Source organism: Nitrospirillum guanabarense (assembly GCF_034653355.1).
In the GTDB taxonomy this organism is placed as follows: Bacteria; Pseudomonadota; Alphaproteobacteria; order Azospirillales; family Azospirillaceae; genus Nitrospirillum.
In genome coordinates this window covers 2,272,560-2,298,863 of the sequence record NZ_JAYEER010000004.1, presented here as the reverse complement: position 1 = coordinate 2,298,863, position 26,304 = coordinate 2,272,560, and the positions used below count along the sequence as shown (strand labels likewise).

Sequence of the window (26,304 nt, the reverse complement as noted above, 5' to 3'; positions counted from 1 at the left end):
ACTCATCTCCCAAACCCACCCATGCTGATTCCCGTGATCCGGCCAAAACAGGCCAGGTCAAAAGTGCGCCTTCCCGTTCATTGCACCGAACATAGCGCAGGAATGGCGCCTGGAACCCACGTCATGGAAGTTTAATCCCGGGACCGGCCGTGGAGCCATCCCGCTTCATAAGAAAAGGCCGTGGCCTTTGGGGGTGCCCCCGCCGGCCACGGCCCGCTTTTACTTGAACCCGGCGCTAGGCCGGCACCTCCGTATACTGGATACGCTTGCTCGTGTTCCGCCTGCCGGCGATCAGCCAGCGGGATGCAGGCTGTCGTGGGCGGCCATGACGGCGGCGGTCAGCAGTTCGTTGGACGTGGCGCCCATCTGCACGATCTGCGCCGGCTTCTCCAGGTTGATCAGCAGCGGGCCGATCAGCGTGCCACCCCCCATCTTCTGCAGCAGCTTGGCGCCGATGTTGGCGGTGTGCAGCGCCGGCATGATCAGCACGTTGGCCGGGCCGGACAGGCGGCTGAACGGGTACAGGCGCTTCATCAGGTCGTGGTCCAGGGCCACGTCCACCGACATCTCGCCCTCATACTCGAAGTCGGCCCCCCGCTGGTCCATCAGGGCCACGGCGTCGCGCACATGCTGCGCCCGCTCGCGCATCGGCTGGCCGAAGTTGGAGAAGGACTGGAAGGCCACGCGCGGCTCGTGCCCCATCTGGCGGGCCATGCGGGCCGCCCCTTCGGCGATGTAGACCAGTTGCTGGGCGGTCGGGCGCTCATGCACCGTGGTGTCGGCGATGAACACCGTCTGCTTGCGCAGCGCCAGCACCGACAGGCCGAAGGCGGGCGCGCCCTCGCGCGGGTCGATGACGTGGCCGATCTCCTCGTACGAGGTGAAGAAGTCGCGGGTCAGGCCGGTGACCACGGCGTCGGCGTCGCCCAGCGCCACCATGCAGGCGGCGAAGACGTTGCGGTGCTGGTTCACCAGGCGCTGGCAGTCCCGGTGCAGCATGCCTTTACGCTGCAGGCGGGCGTACAGGAAGTCGGTGTAGCGCTGGTTTTCCGTCGACTGGTACAGGCGGGCGTTGCGCACCTCCAGGGGGGCGCTGCCCTGGGGCAGGCCCAAGGCCGCCATCTGTTCCGCCACCACCTTTTCGCGGCCGATCAGGATGGGCGTGCCGTAGCCGGCGGAGCGGAAGGCCAGGGCGGCGCGGATCGTCCGCTCCTCCTCGCCCTCGGCGAAGACGACGCGACGGGGGTTGGCCTTCACCTTGTCGAAGATCTGCTGCAGGCTGTCGGCCGTGGGGTCCAGGCGCAGGCGCAGGGCGCGGCCGTAGGCCTCCATGTCCGTGATGGGGCGCTTGGCGACGCCGGTGTCCATGGCCGCCTGGGCCACGGCCGCCGGCACCTTCACGATCAGGCGCGGATCGAAGGGCACGGGGATGATATATTCGGGGCCATAGCGCAGGCGCCGGCCGGAATAGGCGGCGTCCACCTCATCCGGCACGTCTTCCCGCGCCAGCTCGGCCAGCGCGTTGACGGCGGCGATCTTCATGGCGTCGTTGATGGTGCTGGCCCGCACGTCCAGGGCGCCGCGGAAGATGTAGGGGAAGCCCAGGACGTTGTTCACCTGGTTGGGATAGTCGGACCGCCCGGTGGCGACGATGGCGTCGTCACGCACCGACTTCACCTCTTCCGGCGTGATTTCCGGATCGGGGTTGGCCATGGCGAAGATGATGGGCTTGGGCGCCATGGTGGCCACCATCTCGGCCGTCAGGGCCCCCTTGACCGACAGGCCCAGGAACACGTCGGCGCCCTTGACCGCCTCGGCCAGGGTGCGGGCGTCGGTGGTGATGGCGTGGGCCGACTTCCACTGGTTCATACCGGTGGTGCGGCCTTGGTAGACGACGCCCTTGGTGTCGCACAGGGTCACGTTCTCATGCGGCACGCCCATGGACTTGATCAGTTCCACGCAGGCGATGGCGGCCGCACCGGCGCCGTTCACCACCAGGCGGGCGTCGGTCATGCCGCGGCCGGTCAGGTGCAGGGCGTTGATCAGGCCCGCGGCGGCGATGATGGCGGTGCCGTGCTGGTCGTCATGGAAGACGGGGATGTCCATCAGCTCGCGCAGGCGCTGCTCGATGATGAAGCAGTCGGGCGCCTTGATGTCTTCCAGGTTGATGCCGCCGAAGCTGGGGCCCAGGTAGCGCACGGAATTGATGAACTCATCCACGTCGCGGGTGTCGACCTCCAGGTCGATGCCGTCGACGTCGGCGAAGCGCTTGAATAGGACGGCCTTGCCTTCCATGACCGGCTTGGAGGCCAGGGCCCCCAGGTCGCCCAGGCCCAGCACGGCGGTGCCGTTGGAGATGACGGCCACCAGGTTGCCCTTGGCGGTGTAGTCATAGGCCGTGGCCGGATCCTCATGGATGCGTAGGCACGGCACCGCCACGCCCGGCGAATAGGCCAGCGCCAGGTCGCGCTGGGTCGTCAGGGGCTTGGTCGGCGTGATCTCCAGCTTGCCCGGACGGCCGCTGGCGTGCAGATGCAGGGCCTCGGCGTCGGTGACGCGCTTCTCGGTATCAGCCATACGTTCTCTCTCCACCGCGTTTACGAGCCGGTCTTCGCCGGCCCTTTGATTGCCGGGCCGGTCGGTGCCGACCCTTGTGATTATTGCGCGCGATGGTAGCTGAGCGATCCGGGCGGGGTCACGGGCAAATCCGCCCCCGACCTCTGTTCCGCGGGCGGGGCTGCAATCGCGGCAGGTCGGGGGCGGCGCCGGGATGCGTGCGGGGGCGCGCATCCGCGTGGTCCCGCCCAATCGGGGCTGGCGGGACCGGGCGTCGCGGGGGCGGCGGTTTGGGGCAGGACCGTCCCCGCGACATTCCTTTCACGGCGGCAACCTTGGATCCCGTCTAAGGTCGGCCTAGATTTTATTCGGCAACCTTACCGACAGGGCATTGCCGGCGGCCCGTATAAGGGGTCATGTATGCGCTTCGCGACATAGACGTCCCGGCTCACTCTCCAGGGGAACTGATGGACGAATCCGTCCAGCCGCAGCCGCGCGTGGGCGCGGCCGCGGCGTCCGATATCGCCGCGCCCGCGGGCAACCCGGGCGGCACCTTGACGGGGCTGGGGCCGGAGCCGGGTGACGACGCCCTGCTGGCCCGCATCGCCCAGGGGGACCGGCAGGCTTTCGCCCTGCTGGCGGCCCGCCACGCGCCCAAGGCCATGAAACTGGCCCAGCGCATCCTGGGCAACGCGGCCGACGCCGACGAGGTGGTGCAGGAGGCGATGCTGCGCGTGTGGACGGGGGCCAAGAACTGGATCCCCGATGGCCGCGCCCGCTTTTCCACCTGGCTGCACCGGGTGGTGGTGAACTTGTGTGTGGACCGGCGCAGGCGTCCCGCCTTCGCCGGGTTGGAAGGAATACCGGAGCCGTCTGACCCCACGCCATCCGCAGTGAATGTGATGGCACGGCAACAGACGGCCAAATTGGTGTCGCAGGCCTTGGCGGAGCTGCCGGAACGGCAGCGGTTGGCCGTCACGCTCTGCTATTACGAGGAACGCAGCGCCGCCGACGCCGCGCAAATCCTGTCCCTGTCTGTTTCGGCGGTCGAGTCATTGTTGGCCCGGGCCCGGCGCGCGTTGCGGGCGCGCCTGTCCGGTGTGGTTCAGGATACGGGTGAGGTCTAGGGTAGGGGGTTGGTCATGGCTGACAGGGAATGGTCCACGGTCGACGTGGAGGATATCGCGGCATTGACGGCCGTGTACGGCGGCAACCCCGCCCGCTGGCCGGCGGATCGCCGGGCCGCGGCGGTGCGCGCGCTGGCCATGGATGGCGCCGCGCATGAGCTGGTGGTGAACGAGGCGCGGCTGGACGCGCTGCTGTCCATGGTGGCGGAGCCGGAGATTTCGGCCGCCCGGGTGGACGGCGTGGTGGCCGGCGCTCTGGCCCGTCTGGACGCGATGGCGGCGCCGGCGGCGGCCGCCAAGGCCGCGCCGCGCAAGTTGGACACCTTTCTGCCCTCGCCCTTCGACGTGGTGCGCACGGCCCTTTCGTGGCTTGGCGTGCGGGCGCCGCAGGCCGGGTGGTTGGCGGGCGCCACGATGGCCGGTATCCTGGTGGGCGTCATGACCTTGCCGTCCGCCACGGAGGCCATCGCCCAGGGCGCCCAGGGCGCCCAGGCCGGCGCCACGGTGGAGACGGCGCAGGCCGACGTCACGGACACGCCCAGCCTGCTGTTCACCTCCTACACCGTGGAGACCCACGCCCGATGAGTGTGTTTTCCAGCCGGTGGCGTGGGCCCCTGCTCATCGCGTCGGTCGGTGTGAACCTGTTCCTGGCCGGCACCTTCATCCCCCATCTTTTCCGGCACCATGAGGTGGGGCCGGACCATGGGCCGGCGCCCGGCTTGAACTATCGGCCACGCCCGCTGTCCGACATCCTGCCGCCGGCGGATGCGGAGCTGCTGCAGAAGACCATGGCGCCCGACCGCGCCGACCTCCAGGCGCTGGAGAAGCAGGCCCGCGAAAGCTGGGCTGAAATCCAGCCCCTGCTGGCTGCGGACACCTTCGACGCCCACGCCTTCGCCACCGCCTTGAAAAAGGTGGCGGACAGCCGCCGCGCCTTCGAGGCGTCGCGCCAAGCGGCGCTGATCGACGCCCTGTCCCGGATGTCGCCGGAAGGCCGCAAGAAACTGTCGGAGATGAAGTCCCCCTTCATCTTGGGCGGTATGCACGGCCCCCGTCCGGACGGGCGCGGGCCTGACGGCCGGGGTCCTGATGGACGTGGGCCCGAGGGACACGGATGGCCGGACGGCCGCTTCGATCATCCGCCCTTCCCTGATGGCCCGCCCCCGCCGTCGGAAGATGGCCCCGACGGGCCCGGTCCTGGGGGCCCGGTCGTGAATCCCGCGGTTACGCCACACAACGACGGCGGCATCCCCCTGACCCCGCGGGCCCCCACCGCAACGCCGGTGACCCCGCATTGAAACGAAGGTCTTCAGGAAGGATCCCGGGGCCTTTCCCGCGCAGCCTTTTCAGGCGACGGCGCTGCTGGCGGCGGCCGGCTGCCCACCCAGCCATTCGTTGAGCCAGCGGCCCAGCATCTCCGCCGCCTCCTCCGCATTGTCCCGCAGGCGGGTGGCCAGGGCGCGCTGGATTTCCGGGTGGTCGTCACGCAAGGCCTGTTGCGCCCGGCGGGCGTCGGCCGAGAGGCCGGTCAGGCCGACATTGGCGGCCACGCCATAGAGGGTATGGGCGGCCTGGCCGGCGCCCGGCAGGTCGCCGCCCGCCACCTTCTCCAGGAAGCGCTCCGCCGTCTCCACCAGGGTGCGGGCGGTGATGGCGATGAATTCCGGCATGTCCTGGCGGCCAATGGCCTGGGCCACGGTGTCCATCTGCCGCATGTCCAGCACGGCGGGGCCTTCGGTCGCCGCCTCTTCCGGCCAGACCCGCGCGCCGCGCGCGACCCAGGCCAGGTGCATGGCTTCGAACAGCGCCTCGGGCCGGATGGGCTTGGTGACGAAGGCGTCCATGCCCGCCGCCAGGCAGCGGCCACCGTCGGCCGCGTCGGTGTTGGCGGTGGTGGCCACCACCGGCACGTTCGCCCGCGCCGCGTCGCGCAGGGCGCGGATGCGGCGGGCGGCCTCCAGCCCGTCGATGCCGGGCAGCTGCATGTCCATCAGCACCAGGTCGAAGCAGCCGTGCGCCACCAGGCGGACAGCGGCGGCGCCGTCGGCGGCCACCGTCACCTTGTGCCCGCGCGCCCGTAGCAGGGCGTCCAGCACCACCTGGTTGGCGGTCACGTCCTCCACCACCAGCACCGACAGGGGCGGCAGGGCGACGGAAGCGGCGTCGGTTTCCGCGCCCCTGGCGGTGGCCTCCATTTCCGGCTCCGCCGTGGGGATGGTGAACCAGAAATGGCTGCCGTCGCCCGGCCGGCTGTGGAAGCCGATCTCGCCGCCCATGGCCTGGATCAGCTGTTTGGCGATGGCCAGGCCCAGGCCGCTGCCGCCATAACGGCGGGTGACCTCGGCGCTGGCTTGGCTGAAGGTTTCGAACAGCCGGCCCTGCGCCGCTTCCGGCACGCCGACGCCCGTGTCGGACACGATGATGCCGAACTGCAGCCGGCCGTCGGCCATGCGGTCGGCTGACGCGCTGATGCGCACCCAGCCGCGCTCGGTGAACTTGATGGCGTTTCCCACCAGGTTCAGCAGCACCTGGCGCAGGCGCAGGGGGTCGCCCATCAGGCGTTCGGGGAAGCCCGGGCCTTTACGGATTTGCAGGTCCAGCCCCTTTTCCGCCGCGCGGCCGGCCATCAGCTTGCGCACGCCGTCCAGCAGGGGGCCGGTGTCGAAAGCCGTCTGTTCGACCTCCAGCTTGCCCGCCTCCACCTTCGACAGGTCCAGGACGTCGTTCAGGATGGCCAGCAGCGATTCGCCCAACTCGTGCACCGTGCGGACATAGTCGCGCTGGCGCATGGACAGGCCCGTTTCCAGCAGCAGCTGGGTCAGGCCCAGGATGCCGGTCATGGGGGTGCGGATCTCATGGCTCAGCGTCGCCAGGAAGCCGGACTTGGCGCCGTTGGCCTGGTCGGCGGCGCGCTTGGCCGCCGTCAGATCCAACTGCAGTTCCAGCATGTGGCGCATGCGCAGGCAGGTCTGACGCCCCATGCGGTAAAGGAACACGGGATAAAGCAAGCTGCCCAGGATCAGGGCCAGGCCCGGCGCGCCCCCATGCGGGGTGGCGTTGGGCACCATGGCCGTGCCCGTCAGCGCCAGCAGCGCCAGGGCCGGCGGCACCAGCTGCAGCCGCAGCACCAAGGGATGGGGGGCGGTGCCACCGGTGCGCAGCGCCATGGCGGCGCTCAGCACCAGGATCAGGAAAAAGCGGCCGGGCAGATGGTCGCCGGGCCAGGCGAACAGGGGCAGCAGGCTCCACACCACCGAGGGCGCCAGGCGGGCGGTGGCCAGCAGCCGCAGCCAGGGACGGGGATCGGTCAGACGGTCGGCCTGCGCCAGGAAGCGCTGGAAGGCCAGCTGTGATACGCCCACCGTGGCGATGGACAGCAGCGCCCAGGCGGTGATGGCCGGCCAGGGCGCCCAGGTGGCGGCGCCGCCAGCCACCACGGCCGTCAGCACGGGCACCAGCCAGATGTCCTCGCGGTGGTTCAGGGCCATCAGGATCAGTTGACCCAGCTCGATCAACTGCCGGCGGGGGACGGACTCGGCGCGGCGGCCCAGCATTTCCAGAAGATCGGCAGGGCGCCCGCCGGAGGATGGGCGCGCGTCCAGCGGGCGGTTCCCCAGTGGGCGGTCCCATCGCCGCAATCCCCGTTCCAAGCGCCGCACGTCCGGTTCACCCCATCGCCCACCGGGCAAGGGCCCGCCGGCCCGGTCGCCGGTCGATGCTGCTGCCTGTGGGGAAACTGCCATGACGGGAAACGGATATTTCGATTCCCCGGCCCAGTGCTGGCCAGGGCCCGCCCCCGCGCGGGACTGTACGCCGACTTGAAGAATTGGCCAATTACATTTGCGAACGCGGCGCGCAATTATCGGTTAGAAAAAATCTCTAAAATTTTAAAATTCACCAGGCGTCATCGTTGTCGGCACCTCGGCTGCAAGTGGAATCGCACCGCCGGTGCGATCAATTTGCGATTGCCGTTCCCCGCTTGTCACGCCGGCGGGGAGAAATGGGGGAAAGTCCGACAGAAGATGCCTTTTTTCTTGCATTACAGGGCTCAAGAGCCTGAAGAATTCGCAGGGGATGGAAAATTGAATCGGCCGGACGGGCCGTGGTAACCATTAGTCCGTCGAGAACTTACGGCCGGTGCAAACCGTTTGCCGTGCCGGGACCCGTGGGGTCATAATCCGGTCTCTTGCAGGGGGCAGGGTGGCATGTTTCGGAAGGTGATGGGCTGGATTGCCGGCAAGGGGGATGATGCGTCCCCCCGCCGGATGCTCTCCTTCCCGAGGGGCCTGACGGGGGCGGCCCCCAGGGGGAGGCCCAGGGGGAGGCGTCGGAAGGAAAAGGCGCGCCGCCCGGGGCCGCCCGCCTGGAGGTGGGGCGCGTCGATGGCGGACGGGCGGACACGGGCCGCAGCCCCGTCTTTTCCTCCCGCGCGGTGCGCGACGCCGCCGTCGTCACCTCCACCATCGAAACCATCCGCCGCTACGTCGCGGGCGAGGAACAGGCCGAGGGCCTGACCCGCAAGCTTCAGTCCCTGTCGGCGGAGCAATTCGGCTTCCTGCAGATCAGCATCGACCCGGCCTTGGCCGTCAAGGCGCTGGGCCAGGTGGGTGAAGGGCGTTCCGCCGCCACCGCCGTGCTGCGTCGCCTGCTGGCCGACATCAGCGACGGTGGCAAGCCGCCGGACCAAACCCCCGCCGCGGCCTTGCCGCCGTCCGCCACGGGGATGGAAGCGGAGATGTCGCCGGCCCCGGCCCCGGTCGCCCCGCCGGTGCCGCCCAGCGCCGCCGTGGCCGCCGCCCCGCTGTCGGTTCCCGTCCGGCCGGCGCCGGCTCAGCCGGTTCCGACCCAGCCCGCCCCCGGGCCGCAGCCATCCCGCGCCGGCCCGCTGTTCACCAGCCTGGGGACCAAAGGGCGAGAGGCTCCGGCCGGGCAGGCGGAGATGCGGGCCGTTCCCACGCCCACCCCCCGCGTGCCGGGCGCCATGTCGCTGCGTGCCGCCCCGCCCACGCCGGTGCGCCCTTCGGCCATCGCCGCCCCCCTGCCGACCCAGCCCCTGTCCACGCCCAACCATCCCCCGGCCAACCAGCCGGCGCCAGCCCGCGTCGTGTCGCCCGCCGTGACGGTGCCCGGCGCGATCCGCATGGCCTCGGCGCCGGCCATCGCGGCCCGGGTGACGCTGCATTCGTTCAAGTCCACGCCGGCCCAATCCGCGCCCGTGCCCTCGGGGGCCCCGGCGGCGGTCCCCGTTGCGGCCTCGGCGGCGGAGGTGCCCGAGGCGCCGTCACTGGCGACGCCGGTGGTGGTGGAGACGCCGCCGCAGGCTTCCTCCGACGCGCCGGTGCCGCCGCCCCAGCCGCCCGTGTCGCGGCCCCCGGCGTCCACCGTGCCGCGTCTACCACGCGAACAGGCGGACAAGCGGCGCGCCCGTCTGCTAGAAGCCATTGCTGGCGATCTCTAGACGCCAGCCCCTTTCCCCGATCTCGTGAGCGATGCCATGACCGACGAGCACCGTGACGCCCCAGGCCCCGATGGCGACGCCGGTCCGGGCAGCCATAGCGCCGCCCCCTCCGACGCGCCCGCCACGGACGCGCCCATCGTGGATGCCGAGGTGGTGACGCCGGCCGTGCAGGAAGGGGCGCGGGAAGGCGAAATCGAGGAGAGCGTCGATCCCTTCGATTACGCCGAATCCATCGTGCGTGACCTGGCGTTGCACGTCGGCAGCCGATTGCGCGACTTGCGTAACGACCTGACGGCCATGCATTCCGCCGTCGTTTCGTTACCGGAAACGATGCGCATCAACGCGCTGGGCCAGTCCATCCAGGAATTGCGCGAGCGTGTGGCCCACCTGACCGGTGTGGTCAGCCACCATGCCGGCCGCCCCGCGGAAGAGGCGGAGCGCCTGGCCCGGGGCGTGGGCGAGTTGAAGCACACCCTGGATGACGTGACCCAGCGGGTGGGCGTGCTGGAGAATTGGCTGAGCCACGCCAAGGCGGTCAACGGCGTGCGCCTGCCCGACCTTCCCCCGGCCCCTTGCCGGAACAGCTGAGCGGCCTGGTCGACCATCTGCATGAGTTGCTGCTGCGTGTGGTCAATGCCGTGCGCACCACTCAGCTGGACGTGCGCGACCTGCGCGACCAGGTGAAGGGCGGTCTTCCCGCCCTGCCGCCACCGGCCCCGAACGCCAAGACTGGCGAGGGGGCCGCCGCGCCGGTCAAGGCCGCCGACACGGGCGCCGTGCAGGCCCTGGCCGGCCGGCTGGAGGCCGTGGAGGAAAGCTGCGCCGGGCGCCGGCATCGGCCCCGGCGAACCGGGCCGACAGCGGCACCGCCGGCCTGGCCTCCCTGCTGTTCGGCGCCTGGCCCAGCCTGATGCGCCCCACGGGGGCGGAAGCGCTGGCCCAGGCCGTGGCGTCCGTGCTGGACAGCGTGAAGCACATCCTGGGCGGCAGCGTGCAGCTGCCGCGGACGCCGCAGGACGGCGGCCTGGTGGCCGTGGCCACGGGCCGGCACCGCGGCATGCCGCTGGCCATCCTGGTGGGTGTGGAGGATCTGGTGGGCCGCCACTGGGTGCTGGGGGAGGAGGGCGACACCCTCAGCGACAGCGGCTTCCCCCGCGTCTCCACTCTGCGCGGCCTGATGAACGCGGCGGCACTGGTGGAAAAGAACCGGCCGGGCACCCTGGCCGTCTCCATCCTCATCTACGGCAACGGCGTGATCAGCCAGGCGCCGACGCGTGAGGCCCTGGCCACCTTGGCCCTGGCCGCCGGCATCCCCGGTGCCGCCGGTCGCACCCTGCTGGTGGCGGCGGGTGACCTGACGGCGGCCGGCCTGCTGCCTGTCTCCGAGGTCGGCGACGCCGTCAGCGACCTGCAGTTCGATTGAGGAATGGGATGGGCGAAGATGGCTGGCTATCTTTCGCTCACCAACGTCGACGGCGTAAGGCACGGCGGGCCTACGCAGCTATCGCTGCGTTCCTAGGCATCGAGGCGCTCCTGCTGGTGGGGGCTGCTGTCGCATGGAAATCGCTGTTCGGCGATTGGCCCGGCATGCGCGTCATCTATGGACTTGTCCTCGGTATTGCATCCCTGGGACTGGCGTTCAATCGGTTCGTGCCTTTGCTTCCCATGTCGGGCAAAACACCGGAGGAAATTGCGGCGGACAGGTTTTTCAAAGGCCCGCCGCACTGATTGCGGTCATAAAAAGGGGCGCCACCCGGCCGGGTGGCGCCCCTTTCCTTTTGGCCCCGGCGATCCGAAGAACCGCCGGGGCCGATATCACGCCTTACGCAGCGGCCCTTACTCGGCGGCCTGGGGCTGGTTCAGCATGTTGCGCAGCACGTACTGCAGGATGCCGCCGTGCTTGAAGTAGTCGACCTCGTCCAGGGTGTCGATGCGGCACAGCACCGGCACGGTGTCGACCTTGCCATCCGCGCGGGTGATGGTCAGGGTCAGGTCCATGCGGGGCTTCAGGCCGGCCTCGACGCCGGTGATGTCGATGACCTCGGTGCCGTCCAGACCCAGGGTCTTGCGGCTGGCGCCGTCCTTGAACTGCAGGGGCAGGACGCCCATGCCCACCAGGTTGGACCGGTGGATGCGCTCAAAGCTCTCGGCCACCACGGCGCGGACGCCCAGCAGGCGGGTGCCCTTGGCCGCCCAGTCGCGGGACGAGCCGGTGCCGTACTCCTGGCCGGCGAACACCACTAACGGCGTGCCGTCGGCCTGGTACTTCATGGCGGCGTCATAGATCGACATGACGTCGCCGGTGGGGATGTACTTGGTCACGCCGCCTTCAACGCCCGGCACCATCTCGTTTTTGATGCGGATGTTGGCGAAGGTGCCGCGCATCATGACTTCGTGGTTGCCACGGCGGGCGCCGTAGCCGTTGAAGTCCACCGGTTCCACGCCGTGGCCGATCAGGTAGGTGCCAGCGGGGCTGGTCTTCTTGATCGAACCGGCGGGGGAGATGTGGTCGGTGGTGATGCTGTCGCCCAGGATGGCCAGGGGACGGGCCTTCTTCACGTCATGCACCGCACCCGGGGTGGTGGTCATGCCTTCGAAGATCGGCGGCAGCTTCACATAGGTGCTGTCGTCTTCCCACTTGTAGGTCAGGCCGGTGGCGGTCTCGATGGACTGCCACTGCTGCGGGCCCAGGAACACGTTGGCATAGCGCGAACGGTACATCTCCGGCGTCAGGGACTTGGAGATGGCGTCCTCGATCTCGGCGCTGCTCGGCCAGATGTCCTTCAGGAAGACGTCCTTGCCGTCCTTCCCCTTGCCCAGCGGCTCGGTGGTCAGGTCCTTGCGCAAGGTGCCTGCCAGGGCGTAGGCAACGACCAGCGGCGGAGAGGCCAGGTAGTTGGCCTTCACCTGCGGGTTGACGCGGCCTTCGAAGTTGCGGTTGCCCGACAGGACCGAGCAAGCCAGCAGGTCGTTGGCGTCCACCGCGGCGCCGATGGCGTCGGGCAGCGGGCCGGAGTTGCCGATGCAGGTGGTGCAGCCGTAGCCGACCAGGTTGAAGCCCAGCTTGTCCAGGAACGGGGTCAGGCCGGCGGCGTTCAGGTAGTCGGTCACGACCTGGCTGCCGGGGGCCAGCGAGGTCTTCACCCACGGCTTCGTGGCCAGGCCGGCCTCGACCGCCTTCTTGGCCAGCAGGCCGGCGGCGACCAGCACGTTGGGGTTGGAGGTGTTGGTGCAGCTGGTGATGGCCGCGATCACCACGTCGCCGTGGTCGACCGTGAAGTCCTCACCGGCCACCTTGGCCGGGTTGCTGGCGGGCTTGCCGGCGTAATCCTTGGCGAACACGCCCTCGAACTCGGTCTTGGCGTTGGACAGCAGCACGCGGTCCTGCGGACGCTTCGGGCCAGCCAGCGAGGACTCGACACTGTTCAGGTCCAGTTCCAGCGTGTCGGTGAACACCGGCTCGGGGCTGTTGGCGTCGCGCCACATGCCCTGGGCCTTGGCGTAGGCCTCCACCAGGGCGACGCGGTCGGCGTCACGGCCGGTGAAGTTCAGGAAGCGGATGGTCTCGGCGTCGATCGGGAAGATGCCGCAGGTGGCGCCGTATTCCGGGGCCATGTTGGCGATGGTCGCGCGATCGGCCAGGGTCAGGGCGTCCAGGCCGGGGCCGTAGAACTCCACGAACTTGCCCACCACGCCCTTCTTGCGCAGCATCTGGGTGACGGTCAGCACCAGGTCGGTCGCGGTGGCGCCTTCCTTCAGCTTGCCCGTCAGGCGGAAGCCGATGACTTCCGGGATCAGCATGGAGATGGGCTGGCCCAGCATGGCCGCCTCGGCCTCGATGCCGCCCACGCCCCAGCCCAGCACGCCCAGGCCGTTCACCATGGTGGTGTGGCTGTCGGTGCCAACCAGGGTGTCGGGGTAGGCGACGGTGGCGCCGGTCTGGTCGCCGTCGGTCCAAACGGTCTGGGCCAGGTACTCAACGTTCACCTGGTGGCAGATGCCGGTGCCGGGGGGCACGACGCGGAAGTTGTTGAAGGCCTTCTGGCCCCAGCGCAGGAAGGCGTAGCGCTCGCCGTTGCGCTGGAATTCGACGTCGACGTTCTTCTGGAAGGCGTCGGGGCCGCCGAAATAGTCCACCATCACCGAGTGGTCGATGACCAGGTCGACGGCGGTCAGCGGATTGATGCGCTCCGGCTTGCCACCCAGGCCCACCATGGCTTCGCGCATCGCGGCCAGGTCGCACACGGCGGGAACGCCGGTGAAGTCCTGCATCAGCACGCGCGCCGGGCGGTAGGCGATCTCACGGTCGCTGCGGCGGTCGACCAGCCACTGGGCGGCGGCCTTCACGTCGTCGACGCTGACGGTGCGGCCGTCCTCGAAGCGCAGCAGGTTCTCCAGCAGCACCTTCAGGCTGTAGGGCAGGCGGGACAGGTCGCCCAGGCCGGCTTCCTCAGCCGCCTTGAGGCTGAAGTAGTCATAGCTCTTGCTGCCGACGCTCAGGCTGCGGCGGGTTTTCAGCGTGTCGTGACCGGTGATCGTGGACACAGGAGTGGCCTCCTAGGGGAAGGGGATGGTACCGCGCCGCCGGCACCCTTCAGCGGGTGTCATGGCCAACGATGCGGACGGCCATTCCGACACCCTTCGCGACGTCCCCTTATTGAGGCCCTTATGAAATAAGAATGCCGGGCTGGGGACGCCCTTGATCGAAGGTTTGCGCGGAAAGGCGCGCGCGCGAGGTTTACCGCTTTTTGCGCCTGCGATCAAATGCCCGGAGGGTTGCGGCGGGGGCGACATCGCATGCCTCCCCTGCCGAGATTCCCCAGCCTCTTGATAAATCAACCTGGCGGTCCGCATGACGCCTGCCGCCAGGGCCCGAAAGCCGGTCAAATCTTGTGGATCATGTCGATCAAGGGCTGGGCGAAGGGCGCGACCTCGGTGCTGCCGTCCCAGATCATGTGGCAGGCGACATAGGCGATGATGGCCAGGCCGATGTAGGAGATCCAGAAATAGCGGGCCAGCAGGCGGGCGATGAGGGTGGCGGCCGCCCCCATCAAGGCGACGGACAGGATCAGGCCCAGCACCATCACCCACGTGTGGTCCTCGGCGGCCCCCGCCACGGCCAGGACGTTGTCCAGCGACATCGAGACGTCGGCCAGGGCGATCTGGCGGATGGCCGTGCCCACGCTCTTGCCCGCCAGCGAGGGCATTTGGGCCTCATGCCCCTCCCCGGCCGCCTGCTGTTCCTTGCCGTGCTGGCGCAGTTCGCGCCACAGCTTCCAGCACACCCACAGCAGCAGGATGCCGCCCGCCAGCGTCAGGCCGATGATGTCCAGCAGGCGGGTGGCCAGCAGGGCGAAGCCGATGCGCATCAGCACGGCCACGCCGATGCCCCAGAAGATGACCTTGCGGCGCTTGTCCTCCGGCACGCCGCTAGCCGCCATGCCCACCACCAGGGCGTTGTCCCCCGCCAGGACGAGGTCGATCAGCAGCACCTGGATAAGGGCGGTCAGTTCAGCAAGCAGCATGGGGAAGGCAGCCGTTCCGGTCATGGATCGACCCTTCATAGCATGGCTGCGGCATAAGCGCGCGCCGGATCGCGCACCAACTCCCGCTGAACCGGCGGCGCAACGGCCGCAAGTCGCGGCGCGCTTTACCTGCCGCGGTTGCGGCGCGGCCCAGAAACGACCGGGCAATGATAGTGTATTTTGGATAAAATACGGCCCGCACACTTCAAGAAGTGGCGGGCCGAGAGTTTTGGCAGTTGGGTCCTGCTCTGTGATACAGGACACATTACCTAAAGCTCATGGCGTAAAAGATGTCAAGCAATGAACCGGTAGCAAAAGGATATGTATTCTTTTACGCGACGCCGCGTTTTCAAACCCTTTCCTAAGATCGTAGCTCATTACCCAAATGATGAACGAGTTAATTCATATAATCCGAACCTCTGGTTGGGGTTGATTCGGCAACTTCAATAGGGATCGGCGTCGCGAAATTAAGCTAAACGCTTCACAGGAAAAGAAAAAAGAAGGGAAGGGCAAGACACGCGGGCACACGCCTGCCGGGAAGCTGAAGCTAAGCCATCGAGTTAATCATGCCGTGGCCGGCTGGGGGCATCATCGTCGGTCGGTGGGGGCGACCGGACGCCAGGGCAGGCGCCACACGCGCCGAACGGCCGCGCAAAAACATCGGGCCGCCAAACTCGGGAATGCGAGCGGCGGCCCGGGAAGCCGTTGGGCGGAAGCCGGGATGGTCGGGTCCCGGCCGGTACAAGCGATCAGTCGCCGGCGGTCAGTGCGCCTCGCCGCCGCGCGGGCGGTGGGGGTCCACCAAGGTGCCGGTGGCGTCGAACTGCACCATCTCGGCGATGTTGGTGGCCAGGTCGCCCACGCGCTCCAGGTTCTTGGCGATGAACTGCAGGCTGGTGCAGGCCTCGATCAGGCTGGCGTCCTTGGCGACGAAGGCGAAGATCTCCTGCGTCACCCCGGCGTGCATGTCGTCCAGCTCCGCGTCACGGCGCCAGACGTCGGCCGCCAGGGCGGTGTCACGGCGGGTGAAGGCCTCGATGGCGCTGGCCAGCTGCTTGCGCGCCAGGTCGGACAGGCGGCCGACCGAGGCGGTGGCGCTGATGGCCGGGACGCCGTTCAGCACCAGGGCGCGCTTGGCCATGTTCTTGGCGTAGTCGCCCACGCGTTCCAGCGCGTTGGCGGCCTTCAGGGCGGCCAGGGTGTGGCGCAGGTCGATGGCCATGGGATGGCGCAAGGCCAGCAGGCGGATGATCAGGCTTTCCACCTCATGCTCCAGGGCATCCAGCACCTGGTCCTGGGCCACGGTCTCGCGCGCTAGGGCGTCGTCGCGGTCCAGCACGGCGCGGGTCGCCTGCTCCAGCTGCTGTTCGGCCCGGCCGCCCATTTCCGCCAGCAGCGCGTCCAGACGCTGCAGCTCGTTTTCGTAGGAGGTGACGATGTGACGGGGCAACTGCTCGGACATGGGCGGTGCATCCAGCGATGGGTGGGAACCAGGGTGGCGCCACCATACCGTCATCATATTGCAATCGTGCGACCGTGCGTCGCAGGGAATGGCAATTCCCCGCCCAGTTGGACGTTCGTCAGACCGATGATGCGGGGATGATGGGAAGGATGGTGCCCCAAGTCGGATTTGAACCAACGGCCTACCGCTTACGAAGCGGTTGCTCTACCACTGAGCTATTGGGGCGCCCCTTGGAATGGACGCGGGTATTAGCAGACCGAAACGCGGATGGCAACAGCGCGGTGAGGTTTTGAGTTTATTTAGTGCTTCGTTCGCCCTCAGACGCCGGGCGGCCACATCCGTGGCCTAGGCTTATCCTCGGTTTCCAGTCCACTGCGTTCCCCGGAAACCTGCGGCGGACGCGGTCGCGTCCTTGTCGCTACGCTCCAGGTGCGCGCGTCTGGCCAGGCGCGCCCGCCTGGTTGGGGCACATGAGGCCCAGTTCCATGAGAACTGGGCTAGGCCGCGACCGCGGCCGCCGCAGCGAGCACCGCAGGGGGCAGCGAGGAAGCCAAGCGGCCGGATGGCGGCGCCCGGCGTTTGAGGGAGCGCTAGCCAGCCTCGGAGAGGATGGCGTCCAAAAACGTCGCGCCATAGCGTTCCAGCTTGCGCACGCCCACGCCCGGCAGCAGGCCCAGCCCGGTCAGGTCGCGGGGGCGGCTGATCACCATCTCCATCAGCGTGCTGTCGTGGAAGATGACGTAGGGCGGCACGCCCTGGGCCTTGGCCAGTTCCAGGCGCACGGCCTTCAGCTTGTGCCACAGCCTGTCGTCCGGCGGGGCCAGCGAGGGGCCCGCGCGTCCGCCGCCGCGGCGCCCGTCGCCCGACAGCACGGCCCGGTCGCGGCGCAGGCGCACCGTCTCCTGCCCCTTCAGCACCGACGCCGCCTGGTCGGTCAGCATCAGACCGCCATGGCCCTCCGGGTCGGCCGTCAAGTGGCCCAGCGCCACCAACTGGCGGAACACCGTCTGCCAGTCGCCCTTGGAAATTTCAGCACCACAGCCGAAGGTCTTCAGCTGGTCATGGCCGAAGCGCACCACCTTTTCCGTGGCGCCGCCGCGCAGCACGTCGATCAGGTGGCCCACGCCGAACTTCTGGCCGGTACGGTAGACGGCCGACAGCGCCTTCTGCGCCGCCACCGTGCCGTCCCAGGTTTCCACCGGCTCGAAGCAGGTGTCGCAGTTGCCGCAGTTGCCGGGATGTTCCTCCCCGAAATAGGTCAGCAGCACCTGGCGGCGGCAGTGGGCGGTCTCGCAGAAGCCCAGCAGGGCGTCCAGCTTGCGCCGTTCCGTGCGCTTGTGCTGGGCGCTGCTGTCCGAGGCGTCCATCATCTGGCGCAGCATGACCACGTCCTGCAGGCCGTACAGCATCAGGGCGTTGGCGGCCAGCCCATCGCGGCCGGCGCGGCCGGTCTCCTGGTAATAGGCCTCCAGGCTCTTGGGCGCGTCCATGTGCACGACGAATCGGACGTTGGGCTTGTCGATGCCCATGCCGAAGGCGATGGTCGCCACAACCACCACGCCCTCGCCCTTGATGAAGCGGTCCTGGTTGGCCTGGCGCACCGACGCGTCCAGACCGGCGTGGTAGGGCAGGGCGTCCAGCCCTTGCTCCTTCAACCAGTCGGCCAGCGCCTCCACCCGGGCGCGCGACAGGCAATAGACGATGCCCGCGTCCTCCGCGTGGTGGCGGCGGATGAAGTCCAGCAACTGGCGGCGCTCGTTATCCTTGGGCGCCACGCGATAGGTGATGTTGGGCCGGTCGAAGCTGGAGACGAACTGCCGCGCCTCGCCCAGGGCCAGACGCTCCACGATGTCGGCCTGGGTCTGCGCGTCCGCCGTGGCGGTCAGCGCGATGCGCGGCACGGTGGGGAAACGCTCATGCAGCACCGACAGCTGCAGGTATTCCGGGCGGAAGTCATGGCCCCACTGGCTGACGCAGTGCGCCTCATCCAGCGCGAAGAGCGAGATGCGCGAGCGGTCCAGCAATTCCAGGAAGCGCGGCGTCACCAGCCGCTCCGGCGCCACGTACAACAGGTCCAAATCGCCGCGCTCGCACGCCCGCTCCACGTCCAGCGCCTCGCGCCAGTCCAGGGTGGAATTCAGGTAAGCCGCGCGCACGCCCGCCTGGCGCAGGGTGTCCACCTGGTCGCGCATCAGGGCGATCAGGGGGCTGACGACGATGGCCACACCCGGACGCGCCAGGGCCGGAATCTGGAAACACAGCGACTTGCCGCCGCCGGTGGGCATCAGCACCAGGGCGTCGCCGCCCTGGATGACGTGGGTGATGATGTCTTCCTGGTTACCGCGGAAGGCGGAATAGCCGTAGACGCGTTTCAGGATGTCCCGTGCCGTCGCCACCGGATCACGCCGCGTTCCCTGGGGCCCCTCATCCTCCGGCCAGTCACCGTGGATGATGCTGGGCTCCGGCGCGTCGCCGTAATGGTCGGGCACGAAGTCGCCGGCCTCCGGATGTCCGGAGTCGTGGAAGCCCGCGTCCGGGAAGTCGGGCTCCTGATCGAACAGGCTGGTGGAAAGGGGCCGGGCGTGGGACATGACGGCTCTGGGGCGTGGCCCGCCGTAAGGCGCAGGCAGGGCCAGGGATAGCGGGTACCAAGCTAGGATAAGCCCATATCTAGGGGCGGCATGGGGCCGCTGTCCACTTCTTCCTGTGCCCTCGGCCATCATGGGTGGAACATCGCGGGAACGCCGACGGTTTAGGAAGGGAATATCGAACGAAGGGGCGCCCTAGGAAGGCCGTCCTTCTTTTTGACGAGGAGCGGGACCACAAAGCGGCTTGAAGAAACCGGCCTTCCATTGCGAAAATGTGACCGGTATCGTTCGCCCCCTTCATTAAGGGCCTTTTCATCCTTACCTGCGTAGGATAAGGGACGAGGCGTAGTTGAATAGCCGCCTACCCCCTCGGAGATAGTCCCGAGCCGGAGTCAGGGTATGCGGCGCGCCTGGGGCCGCCATCGCGGCAAGCCTTGTGTCCCCGAGACGCCGTGACCTTTCCGGCGCCGCCACGTCCAATGACGAGGATGATCCGCGTGCTGTACCAGCTGTTTGACCTGCACCATGCCGCCCTGACCCCTCTCCGCCTGGTGGCGGAGGCGACGCAGGCGACCTTCCGCAATCCCTTCGTCCCGGCCTCCTACACCGGCATGGGCCGCGCCATGGCCGCCGCCGGCGAGTTGATCGAGCGCACGACGCGACGCTGGGGCAAGCCGGAATTCGGCCTGAACATCACCCACATCGACGGCCGTGAGGTCGCGGTGACGGAAGAGGCGGCGCTGCGCAAGCCCTTCTGCGTCCTGCGTCATTTCCAGCGCGCAACGCCGCACAGCGATCCCAAGGTGCTGGTGGTCGCCCCCATGTCGGGCCACTACGCCACCCTGCTGCGCGGCACGGTGGAGGCGCTGCTGCCCTCCCACGACGTCTACATCACCGATTGGGTTGATGCGAAGCTGGTGCCCCTGTCGCGCGGCCGCTTCGACTTCGACGATTATGTCGAATACGTCATGGATTTCATCCGCTTCCTGGGGCCGGACACCCATGTCATCGCCGTCTGCCAGCCGGCCGTGCCGGTTCTGGTGGCCGCGGCCGTCATGGCGCAGATGGAGGATACCTGCCAGCCGCGCAGCATGACCCTGATGGGGGGCCCCATCGACACCCGCGTGTCGCCCACCCAGGTGACCCAGCTGGCCGAGACCCGTGACATCGGCTGGTTCGAACGCACGGTGACCACCTCGGTCCCGGTCTACTATCCAGGCGCCATGCGCCATGTCTATCCGGGCTTCATCCAGCTGACCGGCTTCATGTCCATGAACCTGGACCGCCACGTCGGCGCCCACGTCGACCTGTTCAAGCACCTGGTGCGCGGCGATGGTGAGAGTGCGGAGGCCCACCGCCGCTTCTACGATGAATACCTGTCGGTCATGGACCTGACGGCGGAGTTCTACCTGCAGACGGTCAAAATCGTGTTCCAGGACCACGACCTGCCCAAGGGCACCCTGGAATACCGCGGCATGCGCGTCGACCCGTCGGCCATCAAGAAGACGGCGCTGTTCACGGTCGAGGGTGAACTGGACGACATCTCCGCCCCCGGCCAGACGGTGGCGGCCCATGCCCTGTGCTCCGGTCTGGAGGACGGCATGAAGCGGCACCACCTGCAGATCGGCGTCGGCCACTACGGCATCTTCAATGGCCGCCGTTGGCGCGAACACATCATGCCGCGCGTCCGCGACTTCATCCGCAGCCACGACCGCGTGGCCGTGGCCAAGCCCCGCCGGGGGGCCGCCGTCTGAACGGCGGCCGATCATCCGGCGGCCCGGGGGCTAAATTCGAAGGGGCGGTCCCGCAGGGGGGCCGCTCCTTTCATTTGGTTCAGAGGCGGATGACGTAGCGCACGAAGCCGTCCGCGCCGTCGGTCACGCTGTCGTACAGGCGGCGGGCGGTGGCGTTGGTCTCGTGCGTGTGCCAGTAGACGCGGCCCCAGCCATGTTCCCGGCCCAGTTCGGCCAAGCGCCCGATCAGGGCCCGCCCCACGCCCCGACCACGCGACGCGGGGTCGGTGAACAGATCCTCCAAATAGCAGATCGGGCTGGTGCCCCAGGTGTTGGGGTGCAGGATGTAATGGCAGAAGCCCAGGACGCGCCCCTCCGCGTCGCGAGCCACCAGCGCCTTCACGGCGGAATTTGGGTCCTGCAAGCGCGCCCATAACGTGGATGTCACGCCCGGATCCACGCTGACCTGGTAAAAAGCACAGTATTGATCCCATAAGGGGCGCCATGCGGCCTCGTCATCGGGGCCGATGGGCTCTATCTTAATTTCCGGGCGGGGTGACTCGGGCATGGCCATCGGGTGATCTCCGCTTAAGGCCTTTAGGCTCTATTGAAATCCACGCGCTTACGTTAGATTGCCGCCCCACATGCGTACACTTGTCCACCACCCCTTGTCCCCCTTCGCGCGCAAGGTCCGCGTCGTGCTGGCGGAAAAGCGCCTTGAGGTCGAACTCGAGGTCGAAAAGCCCTGGGAACGCCGTGAGGAGTTCCTGGCGCTGAATCCGGCTGGCGAGTTGCCGGTGCTGGTCGAGGATGACGGGGCGACGGTGGTGGAGCACGCCGCCATCTGCAACTACCTGGAAGAGGCCTACCCCCACGCCCCCACGCTGCTGGGGCGCGAGGTCCTGCTGCGGGCGGAGGTGCGGCGCCTGGCCGCCTGGTTCGACGTGAAGTTCAACCAGGAAGTGACGGAGAACCTGGTGGGAGAGAAGCTGATCAAACGCTTCTCCGGTTCCGGCACGCCGCATGCCCAGGCCATCCGCGCCGGCCTGGCCAACATCCACTACCACCTGGACTACATCGCCTATCTGGCGAACCGGCGGAAGTGGCTGGCCGGGGACGACTTCTCGCTGGCCGACATCGCCGCGGCGGCGCACCTGTCCACCATCGACTATCTGGGCGACGTGCCCTGGGACCAGCATCCCGAGGCCAAGGACTGGTACATGCGCATCAAGTGCCGGCCTAGCTTCCGCCCCCTGCTGGGCGACCACCTGCCCGGCGCCCCGCCACCCAAGCATTATGCTGACTTGGATTTTTAGTGGTTTTAGTTTGCCCGCAGACGGCGGGCGCGGGCATCCGCCCGCTTGCCTTGTCCTCGCTTTCCAGTCCGCTACGCTCCCCAGAAAGCTCCGGCGGCCCCGGTCGGGGCCTACAGCGGCATGAGGTTCATGCCGCTGGCGCCTGCTGAACTGGCTGATTGCCAAACCTGGGTTTTGTTCCCGCCATAAATCCGCCGCGACCCTTTGCCACAAGCAGGGGGAACGCCGACGCATTCCGCGCCGGCACCAAGAACGGATGGGTGGACCCCTATGCGTAGCCTGATCGCCGCCTCCCTGATCGCGACCGCCAGCTTGACGGCCCTACCCCTGGCCGCCGCCCCCGCCACGGCGCAGGTCATGGCGGCCCAGCCGGTGCAGGACCAGGTGACCCTGACCCTGACGGCGGAGGACTGGGTGAAGACCGACACGGCGCGCGTGTCGCTGACGGTGGACGCGGGCGGCGGCAACGCCGGCTCCGCCCGCGCCGACGTGTTGAAGGCGGCGCAGGCCGTGTCGGACAAGGGCGAGTGGCGCGTGGTCTCCTTCGATCGGCAGCAGGACGCCGCCGGCCTGGACCATTGGCGGGCGGCGCTTGAGGCCCGCCTGCCGGAAGCCCAGCTGGGCGGCCTGGCCGACCGTGCCCGCCAGGCCAGCCGCGCCGGCCTGCAGATCCGGGTGGATGGTGTGGACTTCACCCCCACCCTGGCGGAGCAGGAGGCCGTGCGCACCCGTTTGCGTGAGACGCTGTACCGCCGCGTGACCGAGGAGATCAAGGGTCTGAACGCCGCCTTTCCCGGCCGCGACTTCCGCGTCGGCCGGGTGGACTTCAATGCGCCCGTGGTCAGCGGCGGCTTGCGGCGCGCGCCGGTGATGGCCATGGCCAAGATGACGGATGCCGTTCCGGCTGAGGACGGCGGGCTGGACGTGGCGCAGAAGGCGACGCAGACGGCCCATGTCACCTTCTCGGCTTACGCGCCGGCGGTCCCTCAGGGGCGGTGAGCCCTCTCGGCGGCCAGTTGGTCCGCCAGCCCTTCGCGGTAGCTGGGATAGCGCAAGGCCACCCCCAGCTCCGCCTTGATGCGGGCGTTGGATATGCGCTTGTTCTCGCCATAAAAGCTGGTGGCCATGGGCGACAGGTCGGCCTGCTCGAATGGCACCAGCGGCGGCGGCTCCAGGCCCAAAAGCTCGGCGGCGTAGGTCACGACGTTGGGGGAGGGGCAGGGGTGGTCGTCGGCGACGTTGTAGATGGCGCCGGGGTTGGGCCGTTCCATGCTGGCCATCAGGGCGCTGCCCAGGTCATGGATGTGGATGCGGCTGAACACCTGGCCCTTCTTGTCAACGCGCCGGGCGGTGCCCGCCCGCATCTGGTCCAGGGCGCTCCGCCCCGGGCCATAGATGCCGGGCAGGCGGAAGCGATGGACGGGCAGGCCGTGGGCGTCGTGCAGGGCCATCCATTGCGCCTCCGCCACCGCGCGGGCCTTGCCCCGCTCCGTCGCCGGCTGAACGGGCGCCGACTCGTCAACCCAGCCGCCGTCCTTGTTGCCATAGACGCCGGTGGTGGAGAGATAGCCCACCCAGCGCAGGCCGGGCAGGGCCAGGATATCCGGCGTCAGGGCCGCCAGCACCCTGTCGCCCTCCGCCGTGGGGGGCACCGAGTCCAGCAGGTGGGTGGCGCCGGCCAGGGCGCCCCGCTCCAGCGGTTGGTCGGGGCTGAACACGTGAGCCTCGATGCCCTGGGCGCGCAGGGCCGCCGCCTTCTCCGCCGTGCGGCAGGTGCCGGCCACTTGCCAGCCGGCGTCCAGCAGGCGGTGGGCCAAGGCCGTGGCGCTGAAGCCCAGGCCGAAGCAGAACAGGCGGCCGGGGATGGGGGATTGGGGCATGCGAACCAGGCTCCATTTAATCAGCGGGGCGCGGATGCACGACCCCCGCACCTTCAGGATGGCAGGAACCCGCGCCTGCCGGGGTGGGGCCCGCCCGTGCTATCCTGTGACCCGAGGCCGCGCCCGCAGGGGCATGGCCCGGGATGAAAGCACTTGCGATCCGTCCGCCGTTCGGGACTCTAGGCGCCATGATGATTACCCTCAAGCTTCCCCACCTGTCCGCCCGCGTCCGGGCCTCGGCCACGATTCTGGCCGCCACGGTCCTGTGCGGCATCGCCACCGGCGCCGGCGCGGTGCCCGTGGCGCTGAACCGCGACACTTGCCTGCAGCGGGCCAAGGAGCTGCCTGACTTCGCCTATGCCGAGGCCCAGCTGTGGGAAAAGAAGGGCGGCGGCAACGACGCGCGCCTGTGCCAGGCCATGGCCCAGCTGTTCCGGGGGGAATACAAGGAATTGGCGGTGGCGCTGGAGGCGGTGATCCCCGCCCTGGGCCTGCCGCCCAAGGTGACGGCCGGCTTGTGGGGCAAGGCCGGCTGGGCCTGGTTCAACGCCAAGGAACACGCCAAGGCCGACACCGACTATACCAAGGCCATCGGCCTGCAGCCCGAGGACCCCGACCTGCTGATCGACCGCGCCACCGAACGGGCGGGGGCGGAGCGCTGGTGGGACGTGCTGCGCGACCTGGACCGGGCGCTCACCCTGGATGGCGGCCGCGTCGACGCCATGGTCATGCGGGCGGAGACCAAGCACCGGCTGGGCCGTGACGTGGAAGCCGGGCGCGACCTGCGCATGGCCCTGTCGCTGGACCCCGACAACGGCCAAGCCCTGCTGCTGAGTGGCAACATGAAGGCCGACCGGGGTGACAAACCGGGCGCCAAGGCGGACTGGACCCACGCCGTCCAGGTGGCGGGCGACAGCGCCGCCGGCGCCGCGGCGCAGGACAACCTGGCCCGGCTGGACGGCAAGGACCCGATGAAGGATGACGTGCCGGCCAAGGCGCCCCAGAAGACGGACGGCCAGAAGGCCGACGGGAAGAAGACGGACGACAAGCCCAAGGGGCAATGAGCCTCACCCTGGAATGCGGCGAGCGCGACCTCGGTCGCCCGACCCAGCCACCGCCGTTCCACATAACCCACGGTCGTGCCCTGGCCGGTCCGGGCGCGCACCTTGACCCAGGCCCCTGGGACCCAGCCCCCCGGCACATCCTCCGCCAACACCTCCAGATCCGTGGTGGGCGGCAGCAGGGCCAACGCCGCGCGCTGGTTGGTGGGGGCGGGGTAGAGGAAGGCGCTGCGCCCGGCCACGGCGGCGTGGGCCTTGGCGGGGGTAAAGAGCAGGGCGGCGCGCGACAGCAGGGTGGGACCGGCATCCGTGGCCCCTGTGGCGGACGTGGGGGGCCGCACGGCGATCGTGGCCGCGACGCCCACCAGCGTCGCCACGACATAACCGCGCCAGCGTCCGTGGGACTTCACCTGGATCGCCTTGGCCGGCCGGGCCGCCACCAGTTCGCTGACCAGCCGTCCCGCCTGCTCCTCCGCCTTCTCGGCGCGGGCCTGGACCACGCGCAAGGCCCGCAAGGCCTCCGCCCGCTGGCGTTCCAGGGCCAGGATGCGGTCCTCCAGCGATCGGGTGTCAGGCTGCGGCGGGGGCGGGGCCATGCGATAGACCACCTTGGCCGGGGACTGTATCCATTCGCCCACATCGTTGAAGCCCAGGCCCCGCTTGGGCAGCAGGCGGCGCAGCTTGGCCAGCGCCGTCACCGCCTCGCCTTCGAAATTCGATCCCAGCAGGCGGACCAGCTTCGCCACCTGCTCGCGATTGGCTTGTTCACTGTCGGTCTTCATGCCGCCGCCTCAGGAAATGATGCACTTGGTTAACGGCGGCGGATTTGGCGGGTTCCTTGAAACAAAGGGTGGCGGCCGGAAGGCTTAAGCGGACCTCCGCCATCCGGCGCGCCGGTCACTTCCTCCCGGACGCGGCGCCGGTTTCGAACCGCCGGGCCATGGGCCAGGCCACGGGAAAGACGGGGAAAAGTCTTAACCTTTCAGCAAGGACTTCGGCGGAAAGGCCGCGATCATATCCCGCCATTGCCACAATCCGGTCGAACGGCGGCCCCCTTCCATTGGGACTATGACCCTGCGCCCCGATGGTGGGACGCCCGATCAAACCCCCTCTGATCATTAAGGATCACGACCATGAGCATGTTCGCCCACCGCCGTCCCCTGCTGGCCCTCGCTACCGCCGCGGCCGTGATGGTGTCTTATGGGGCGTTCGCGGCGGATACCCCCGCCGCCCCCGTTGCCACCGCCCCCGTTGCCACCGCCCAGGCCGCCACCGCCTCGGTGCAGAAGGCGCCCGAAGCCCCGAAGGTCGCCGATGTCGCCAAGACCGCCGAAGCCGCCAAGCCGGCGGTGGAAGCCAAGGGTGCCGCAGTGACGACCGAGGCCAAGGCCACGGAGGCCAAGACCGAAGCCAAGGTTGAGGCCAAGGCCGAGGCCGCGAAGACCGAGACCAAGACGGCCGCCCACCATCATGTGAAGAAGGCCAAGGCCGAGGTCGCCAAGACCACCGAAGCGGCCGCGCCCAAGAAGTAAGCGCGCCCGACCTTCCACCCGTCTTACCAGGACGGCCCCGGCCCCAGCGGTCGGGGCCGTTCCTGC

The 26,304-nt window shown here is 68.9% G+C and carries 21 protein-coding genes and 1 tRNA gene; 13 read left to right on the top strand and 9 right to left on the bottom strand.

Translation table 11 applies throughout. From position 1 onward, the window contains the following. Positions 1–291: 291 nt before the first annotated feature. Positions 292–2,577, bottom strand: coding sequence for an NADP-dependent malic enzyme (locus UAA55_RS28670; RefSeq protein WP_322957101.1), 2,286 nt, complete (start codon positions 2,575–2,577; stop codon positions 292–294). Between the two features lie 446 nt (positions 2,578–3,023). Here UAA55_RS28670 and UAA55_RS28665 point away from each other — a divergent pair, with 446 nt between their 5' ends. Genes UAA55_RS28665 through UAA55_RS28655 form a run of 3 tightly spaced genes read left to right on the top strand, consistent with a single transcriptional unit; the run spans position 3,024 to position 4,981 of the window. Further along, the gene (locus UAA55_RS28665) at positions 3,024–3,683 is read left to right on the top strand and encodes an RNA polymerase sigma factor (RefSeq protein ID WP_322957098.1); all 660 of its coding nucleotides are present in this window, start codon (positions 3,024–3,026) and stop codon (positions 3,681–3,683) included. 15 nt (positions 3,684–3,698) lie between these two features. Then, positions 3,699–4,268 carry a hypothetical protein gene (locus UAA55_RS28660; protein WP_322957097.1) on the top strand — a complete coding sequence of 190 codons (570 nt, stop codon included), beginning with the start codon at positions 3,699–3,701 and terminating at the stop codon, positions 4,266–4,268. Next, positions 4,265–4,981: a periplasmic heavy metal sensor gene (locus UAA55_RS28655; RefSeq protein WP_322957094.1), complete on the top strand. Its 717-nt coding sequence runs from the start codon at positions 4,265–4,267 to the stop codon at positions 4,979–4,981. The genes UAA55_RS28660 and UAA55_RS28655 overlap by 4 nt, the downstream gene beginning before the upstream one ends. 48 nt (positions 4,982–5,029) lie before the next feature. Here the strand turns inward: UAA55_RS28655 and UAA55_RS28650 are convergent, their stop codons facing one another. Then, positions 5,030–7,237, bottom strand: coding sequence for an ATP-binding protein (locus tag UAA55_RS28650; protein WP_322957093.1), 2,208 nt, complete (start codon positions 7,235–7,237; stop codon positions 5,030–5,032). 815 nt (positions 7,238–8,052) lie between these two features. Here UAA55_RS28650 and UAA55_RS28645 point away from each other — a divergent pair. Genes UAA55_RS28645 through UAA55_RS28625 form a run of 5 tightly spaced genes read left to right on the top strand, consistent with a single transcriptional unit; the run spans position 8,053 to position 10,869 of the window. Continuing rightward, positions 8,053–9,141 carry a hypothetical protein gene (locus UAA55_RS28645; RefSeq protein WP_322957092.1) on the top strand — a complete coding sequence of 363 codons (1,089 nt, stop codon included), beginning with the start codon at positions 8,053–8,055 and terminating at the stop codon, positions 9,139–9,141. A gap of 36 nt (positions 9,142–9,177) precedes the next feature. Next, positions 9,178–9,729: a hypothetical protein gene (locus tag UAA55_RS28640; protein ID WP_322957091.1), complete on the top strand. Its 552-nt coding sequence runs from the start codon at positions 9,178–9,180 to the stop codon at positions 9,727–9,729. After that, positions 9,714–10,052, top strand: coding sequence for a hypothetical protein (locus UAA55_RS28635; protein ID WP_322957089.1), 339 nt, complete (start codon positions 9,714–9,716; stop codon positions 10,050–10,052). Before UAA55_RS28640 ends, UAA55_RS28635 begins: the two co-directional genes overlap by 16 nt. Continuing rightward, positions 10,052–10,564 (top strand): hypothetical protein, encoded by a 513-nt coding sequence (locus UAA55_RS28630; RefSeq protein ID WP_322957086.1) that lies wholly within the window; start codon positions 10,052–10,054, stop codon positions 10,562–10,564. The genes UAA55_RS28635 and UAA55_RS28630 overlap by 1 nt, the downstream gene beginning before the upstream one ends. 8 nt (positions 10,565–10,572) lie before the next feature. Next, positions 10,573–10,869 (top strand): hypothetical protein, encoded by a 297-nt coding sequence (locus UAA55_RS28625; RefSeq protein ID WP_322957085.1) that lies wholly within the window; start codon positions 10,573–10,575, stop codon positions 10,867–10,869. Between the two features lie 108 nt (positions 10,870–10,977). Here the strand turns inward: UAA55_RS28625 and acnA are convergent, their stop codons facing one another. The 5 genes from acnA to recQ all read right to left on the bottom strand — a co-directional run bounded on the left by acnA (position 10,978) and on the right by recQ (position 18,719). Beyond that, complete coding sequence (gene acnA / locus UAA55_RS28620) at positions 10,978–13,686, bottom strand: aconitate hydratase AcnA (protein ID WP_145727982.1); 2,709 nt, start codon at positions 13,684–13,686, stop codon at positions 10,978–10,980. 338 nt (positions 13,687–14,024) lie between these two features. After that, entirely contained in the window at positions 14,025–14,690 is a 666-nt protein-coding gene (locus tag UAA55_RS28615) for a TerC family protein (protein WP_322957083.1), read from the bottom strand. Between the two features lie 739 nt (positions 14,691–15,429). Then, positions 15,430–16,128 carry a phosphate signaling complex protein PhoU gene (gene phoU, locus UAA55_RS28610; RefSeq protein WP_322957080.1) on the bottom strand — a complete coding sequence of 233 codons (699 nt, stop codon included), beginning with the start codon at positions 16,126–16,128 and terminating at the stop codon, positions 15,430–15,432. Positions 16,129–16,278: 150 nt separating this feature from the next. Continuing rightward, a tRNA-Thr gene (locus tag UAA55_RS28605) sits at positions 16,279–16,353 on the bottom strand. Between the two features lie 365 nt (positions 16,354–16,718). After that, complete coding sequence (recQ, locus tag UAA55_RS28600) at positions 16,719–18,719, bottom strand: DNA helicase RecQ (protein ID WP_322957078.1); 2,001 nt, start codon at positions 18,717–18,719, stop codon at positions 16,719–16,721. Positions 18,720–19,204: 485 nt separating this feature from the next. On the opposite strand from recQ, the gene UAA55_RS28595 reads away from it, so the two are divergent. Continuing rightward, positions 19,205–20,470: a polyhydroxyalkanoate depolymerase gene (locus UAA55_RS28595; protein WP_322957787.1), complete on the top strand. Its 1,266-nt coding sequence runs from the start codon at positions 19,205–19,207 to the stop codon at positions 20,468–20,470. Positions 20,471–20,549: 79 nt separating this feature from the next. Here the strand turns inward: UAA55_RS28595 and UAA55_RS28590 are convergent, their stop codons facing one another. Beyond that, positions 20,550–21,017 carry a GNAT family N-acetyltransferase gene (locus UAA55_RS28590; protein ID WP_322957786.1) on the bottom strand — a complete coding sequence of 156 codons (468 nt, stop codon included), beginning with the start codon at positions 21,015–21,017 and terminating at the stop codon, positions 20,550–20,552. A 76-nt stretch (positions 21,018–21,093) separates the two neighbouring features. Here UAA55_RS28590 and UAA55_RS28585 point away from each other — a divergent pair, with 76 nt between their 5' ends. Together UAA55_RS28585 and UAA55_RS28580 are read left to right on the top strand one after the other, a co-directional pair. After that, positions 21,094–21,765, top strand: coding sequence for a glutathione S-transferase family protein (locus UAA55_RS28585; RefSeq protein WP_322957076.1), 672 nt, complete (start codon positions 21,094–21,096; stop codon positions 21,763–21,765). Between the two features lie 270 nt (positions 21,766–22,035). Beyond that, on the top strand, positions 22,036–22,764 hold the full coding sequence (locus UAA55_RS28580) for a hypothetical protein (RefSeq protein WP_322957074.1): 729 nt from the start codon (positions 22,036–22,038) through the stop codon (positions 22,762–22,764). On the opposite strand, the gene UAA55_RS28575 is transcribed toward UAA55_RS28580, so the two are convergent. Further along, complete coding sequence (locus UAA55_RS28575; RefSeq protein WP_322957072.1) at positions 22,752–23,645, bottom strand: SDR family oxidoreductase; 894 nt, start codon at positions 23,643–23,645, stop codon at positions 22,752–22,754. The genes UAA55_RS28580 and UAA55_RS28575 overlap by 13 nt on opposite strands. A 188-nt stretch (positions 23,646–23,833) precedes the next feature. Here UAA55_RS28575 and UAA55_RS28570 point away from each other — a divergent pair, with 188 nt between their 5' ends. Then, positions 23,834–24,709, top strand: coding sequence for a tetratricopeptide repeat protein (locus tag UAA55_RS28570; RefSeq protein WP_322957070.1), 876 nt, complete (start codon positions 23,834–23,836; stop codon positions 24,707–24,709). 1,130 nt (positions 24,710–25,839) lie between these two features. Continuing rightward, the gene (locus UAA55_RS28565; RefSeq protein WP_322957069.1) at positions 25,840–26,238 is read left to right on the top strand and encodes a hypothetical protein; all 399 of its coding nucleotides are present in this window, start codon (positions 25,840–25,842) and stop codon (positions 26,236–26,238) included. The last annotated feature ends 66 nt before the right edge of the window (positions 26,239–26,304 follow it).

What these genes read in the sequence shown, in the direction of transcription:
- UAA55_RS28670 (WP_322957101.1), bottom strand. Translation starts at nt 2,577, where the DNA reads ATGGCTGATACCGAGAAGCGCGTCACCGACGCCGAGGCCCTGCATCTG.
- UAA55_RS28665 (WP_322957098.1), top strand. Translation starts at nt 3,024, where the DNA reads ATGGACGAATCCGTCCAGCCGCAGCCGCGCGTGGGCGCGGCCGCGGCG.
- UAA55_RS28660 (WP_322957097.1), top strand. Translation starts at nt 3,699, where the DNA reads ATGGCTGACAGGGAATGGTCCACGGTCGACGTGGAGGATATCGCGGCA.
- UAA55_RS28655 (WP_322957094.1), top strand. Translation starts at nt 4,265, where the DNA reads ATGAGTGTGTTTTCCAGCCGGTGGCGTGGGCCCCTGCTCATCGCGTCG.
- UAA55_RS28650 (WP_322957093.1), bottom strand. Translation starts at nt 7,237, where the DNA reads ATGCTGGGCCGCCGCGCCGAGTCCGTCCCCCGCCGGCAGTTGATCGAG.
- UAA55_RS28640 (WP_322957091.1), top strand. Translation starts at nt 9,178, where the DNA reads ATGACCGACGAGCACCGTGACGCCCCAGGCCCCGATGGCGACGCCGGT.
- UAA55_RS28630 (WP_322957086.1), top strand. Translation starts at nt 10,052, where the DNA reads ATGCGCCCCACGGGGGCGGAAGCGCTGGCCCAGGCCGTGGCGTCCGTG.
- UAA55_RS28625 (WP_322957085.1), top strand. Translation starts at nt 10,573, where the DNA reads ATGGGCGAAGATGGCTGGCTATCTTTCGCTCACCAACGTCGACGGCGT.
- UAA55_RS28615 (WP_322957083.1), bottom strand. Translation starts at nt 14,690, where the DNA reads ATGACCGGAACGGCTGCCTTCCCCATGCTGCTTGCTGAACTGACCGCC.
- phoU (WP_322957080.1), bottom strand. Translation starts at nt 16,128, where the DNA reads ATGTCCGAGCAGTTGCCCCGTCACATCGTCACCTCCTACGAAAACGAG.
- recQ (WP_322957078.1), bottom strand. Translation starts at nt 18,719, where the DNA reads ATGTCCCACGCCCGGCCCCTTTCCACCAGCCTGTTCGATCAGGAGCCC.
- UAA55_RS28595 (WP_322957787.1), top strand. Translation starts at nt 19,205, where the DNA reads ATGATCCGCGTGCTGTACCAGCTGTTTGACCTGCACCATGCCGCCCTG.
- UAA55_RS28590 (WP_322957786.1), bottom strand. Translation starts at nt 21,017, where the DNA reads ATGCCCGAGTCACCCCGCCCGGAAATTAAGATAGAGCCCATCGGCCCC.
- UAA55_RS28585 (WP_322957076.1), top strand. Translation starts at nt 21,094, where the DNA reads ATGCGTACACTTGTCCACCACCCCTTGTCCCCCTTCGCGCGCAAGGTC.
- UAA55_RS28580 (WP_322957074.1), top strand. Translation starts at nt 22,036, where the DNA reads ATGCGTAGCCTGATCGCCGCCTCCCTGATCGCGACCGCCAGCTTGACG.
- UAA55_RS28575 (WP_322957072.1), bottom strand. Translation starts at nt 23,645, where the DNA reads ATGCCCCAATCCCCCATCCCCGGCCGCCTGTTCTGCTTCGGCCTGGGC.
- UAA55_RS28570 (WP_322957070.1), top strand. Translation starts at nt 23,834, where the DNA reads ATGATGATTACCCTCAAGCTTCCCCACCTGTCCGCCCGCGTCCGGGCC.
- UAA55_RS28565 (WP_322957069.1), top strand. Translation starts at nt 25,840, where the DNA reads ATGAGCATGTTCGCCCACCGCCGTCCCCTGCTGGCCCTCGCTACCGCC.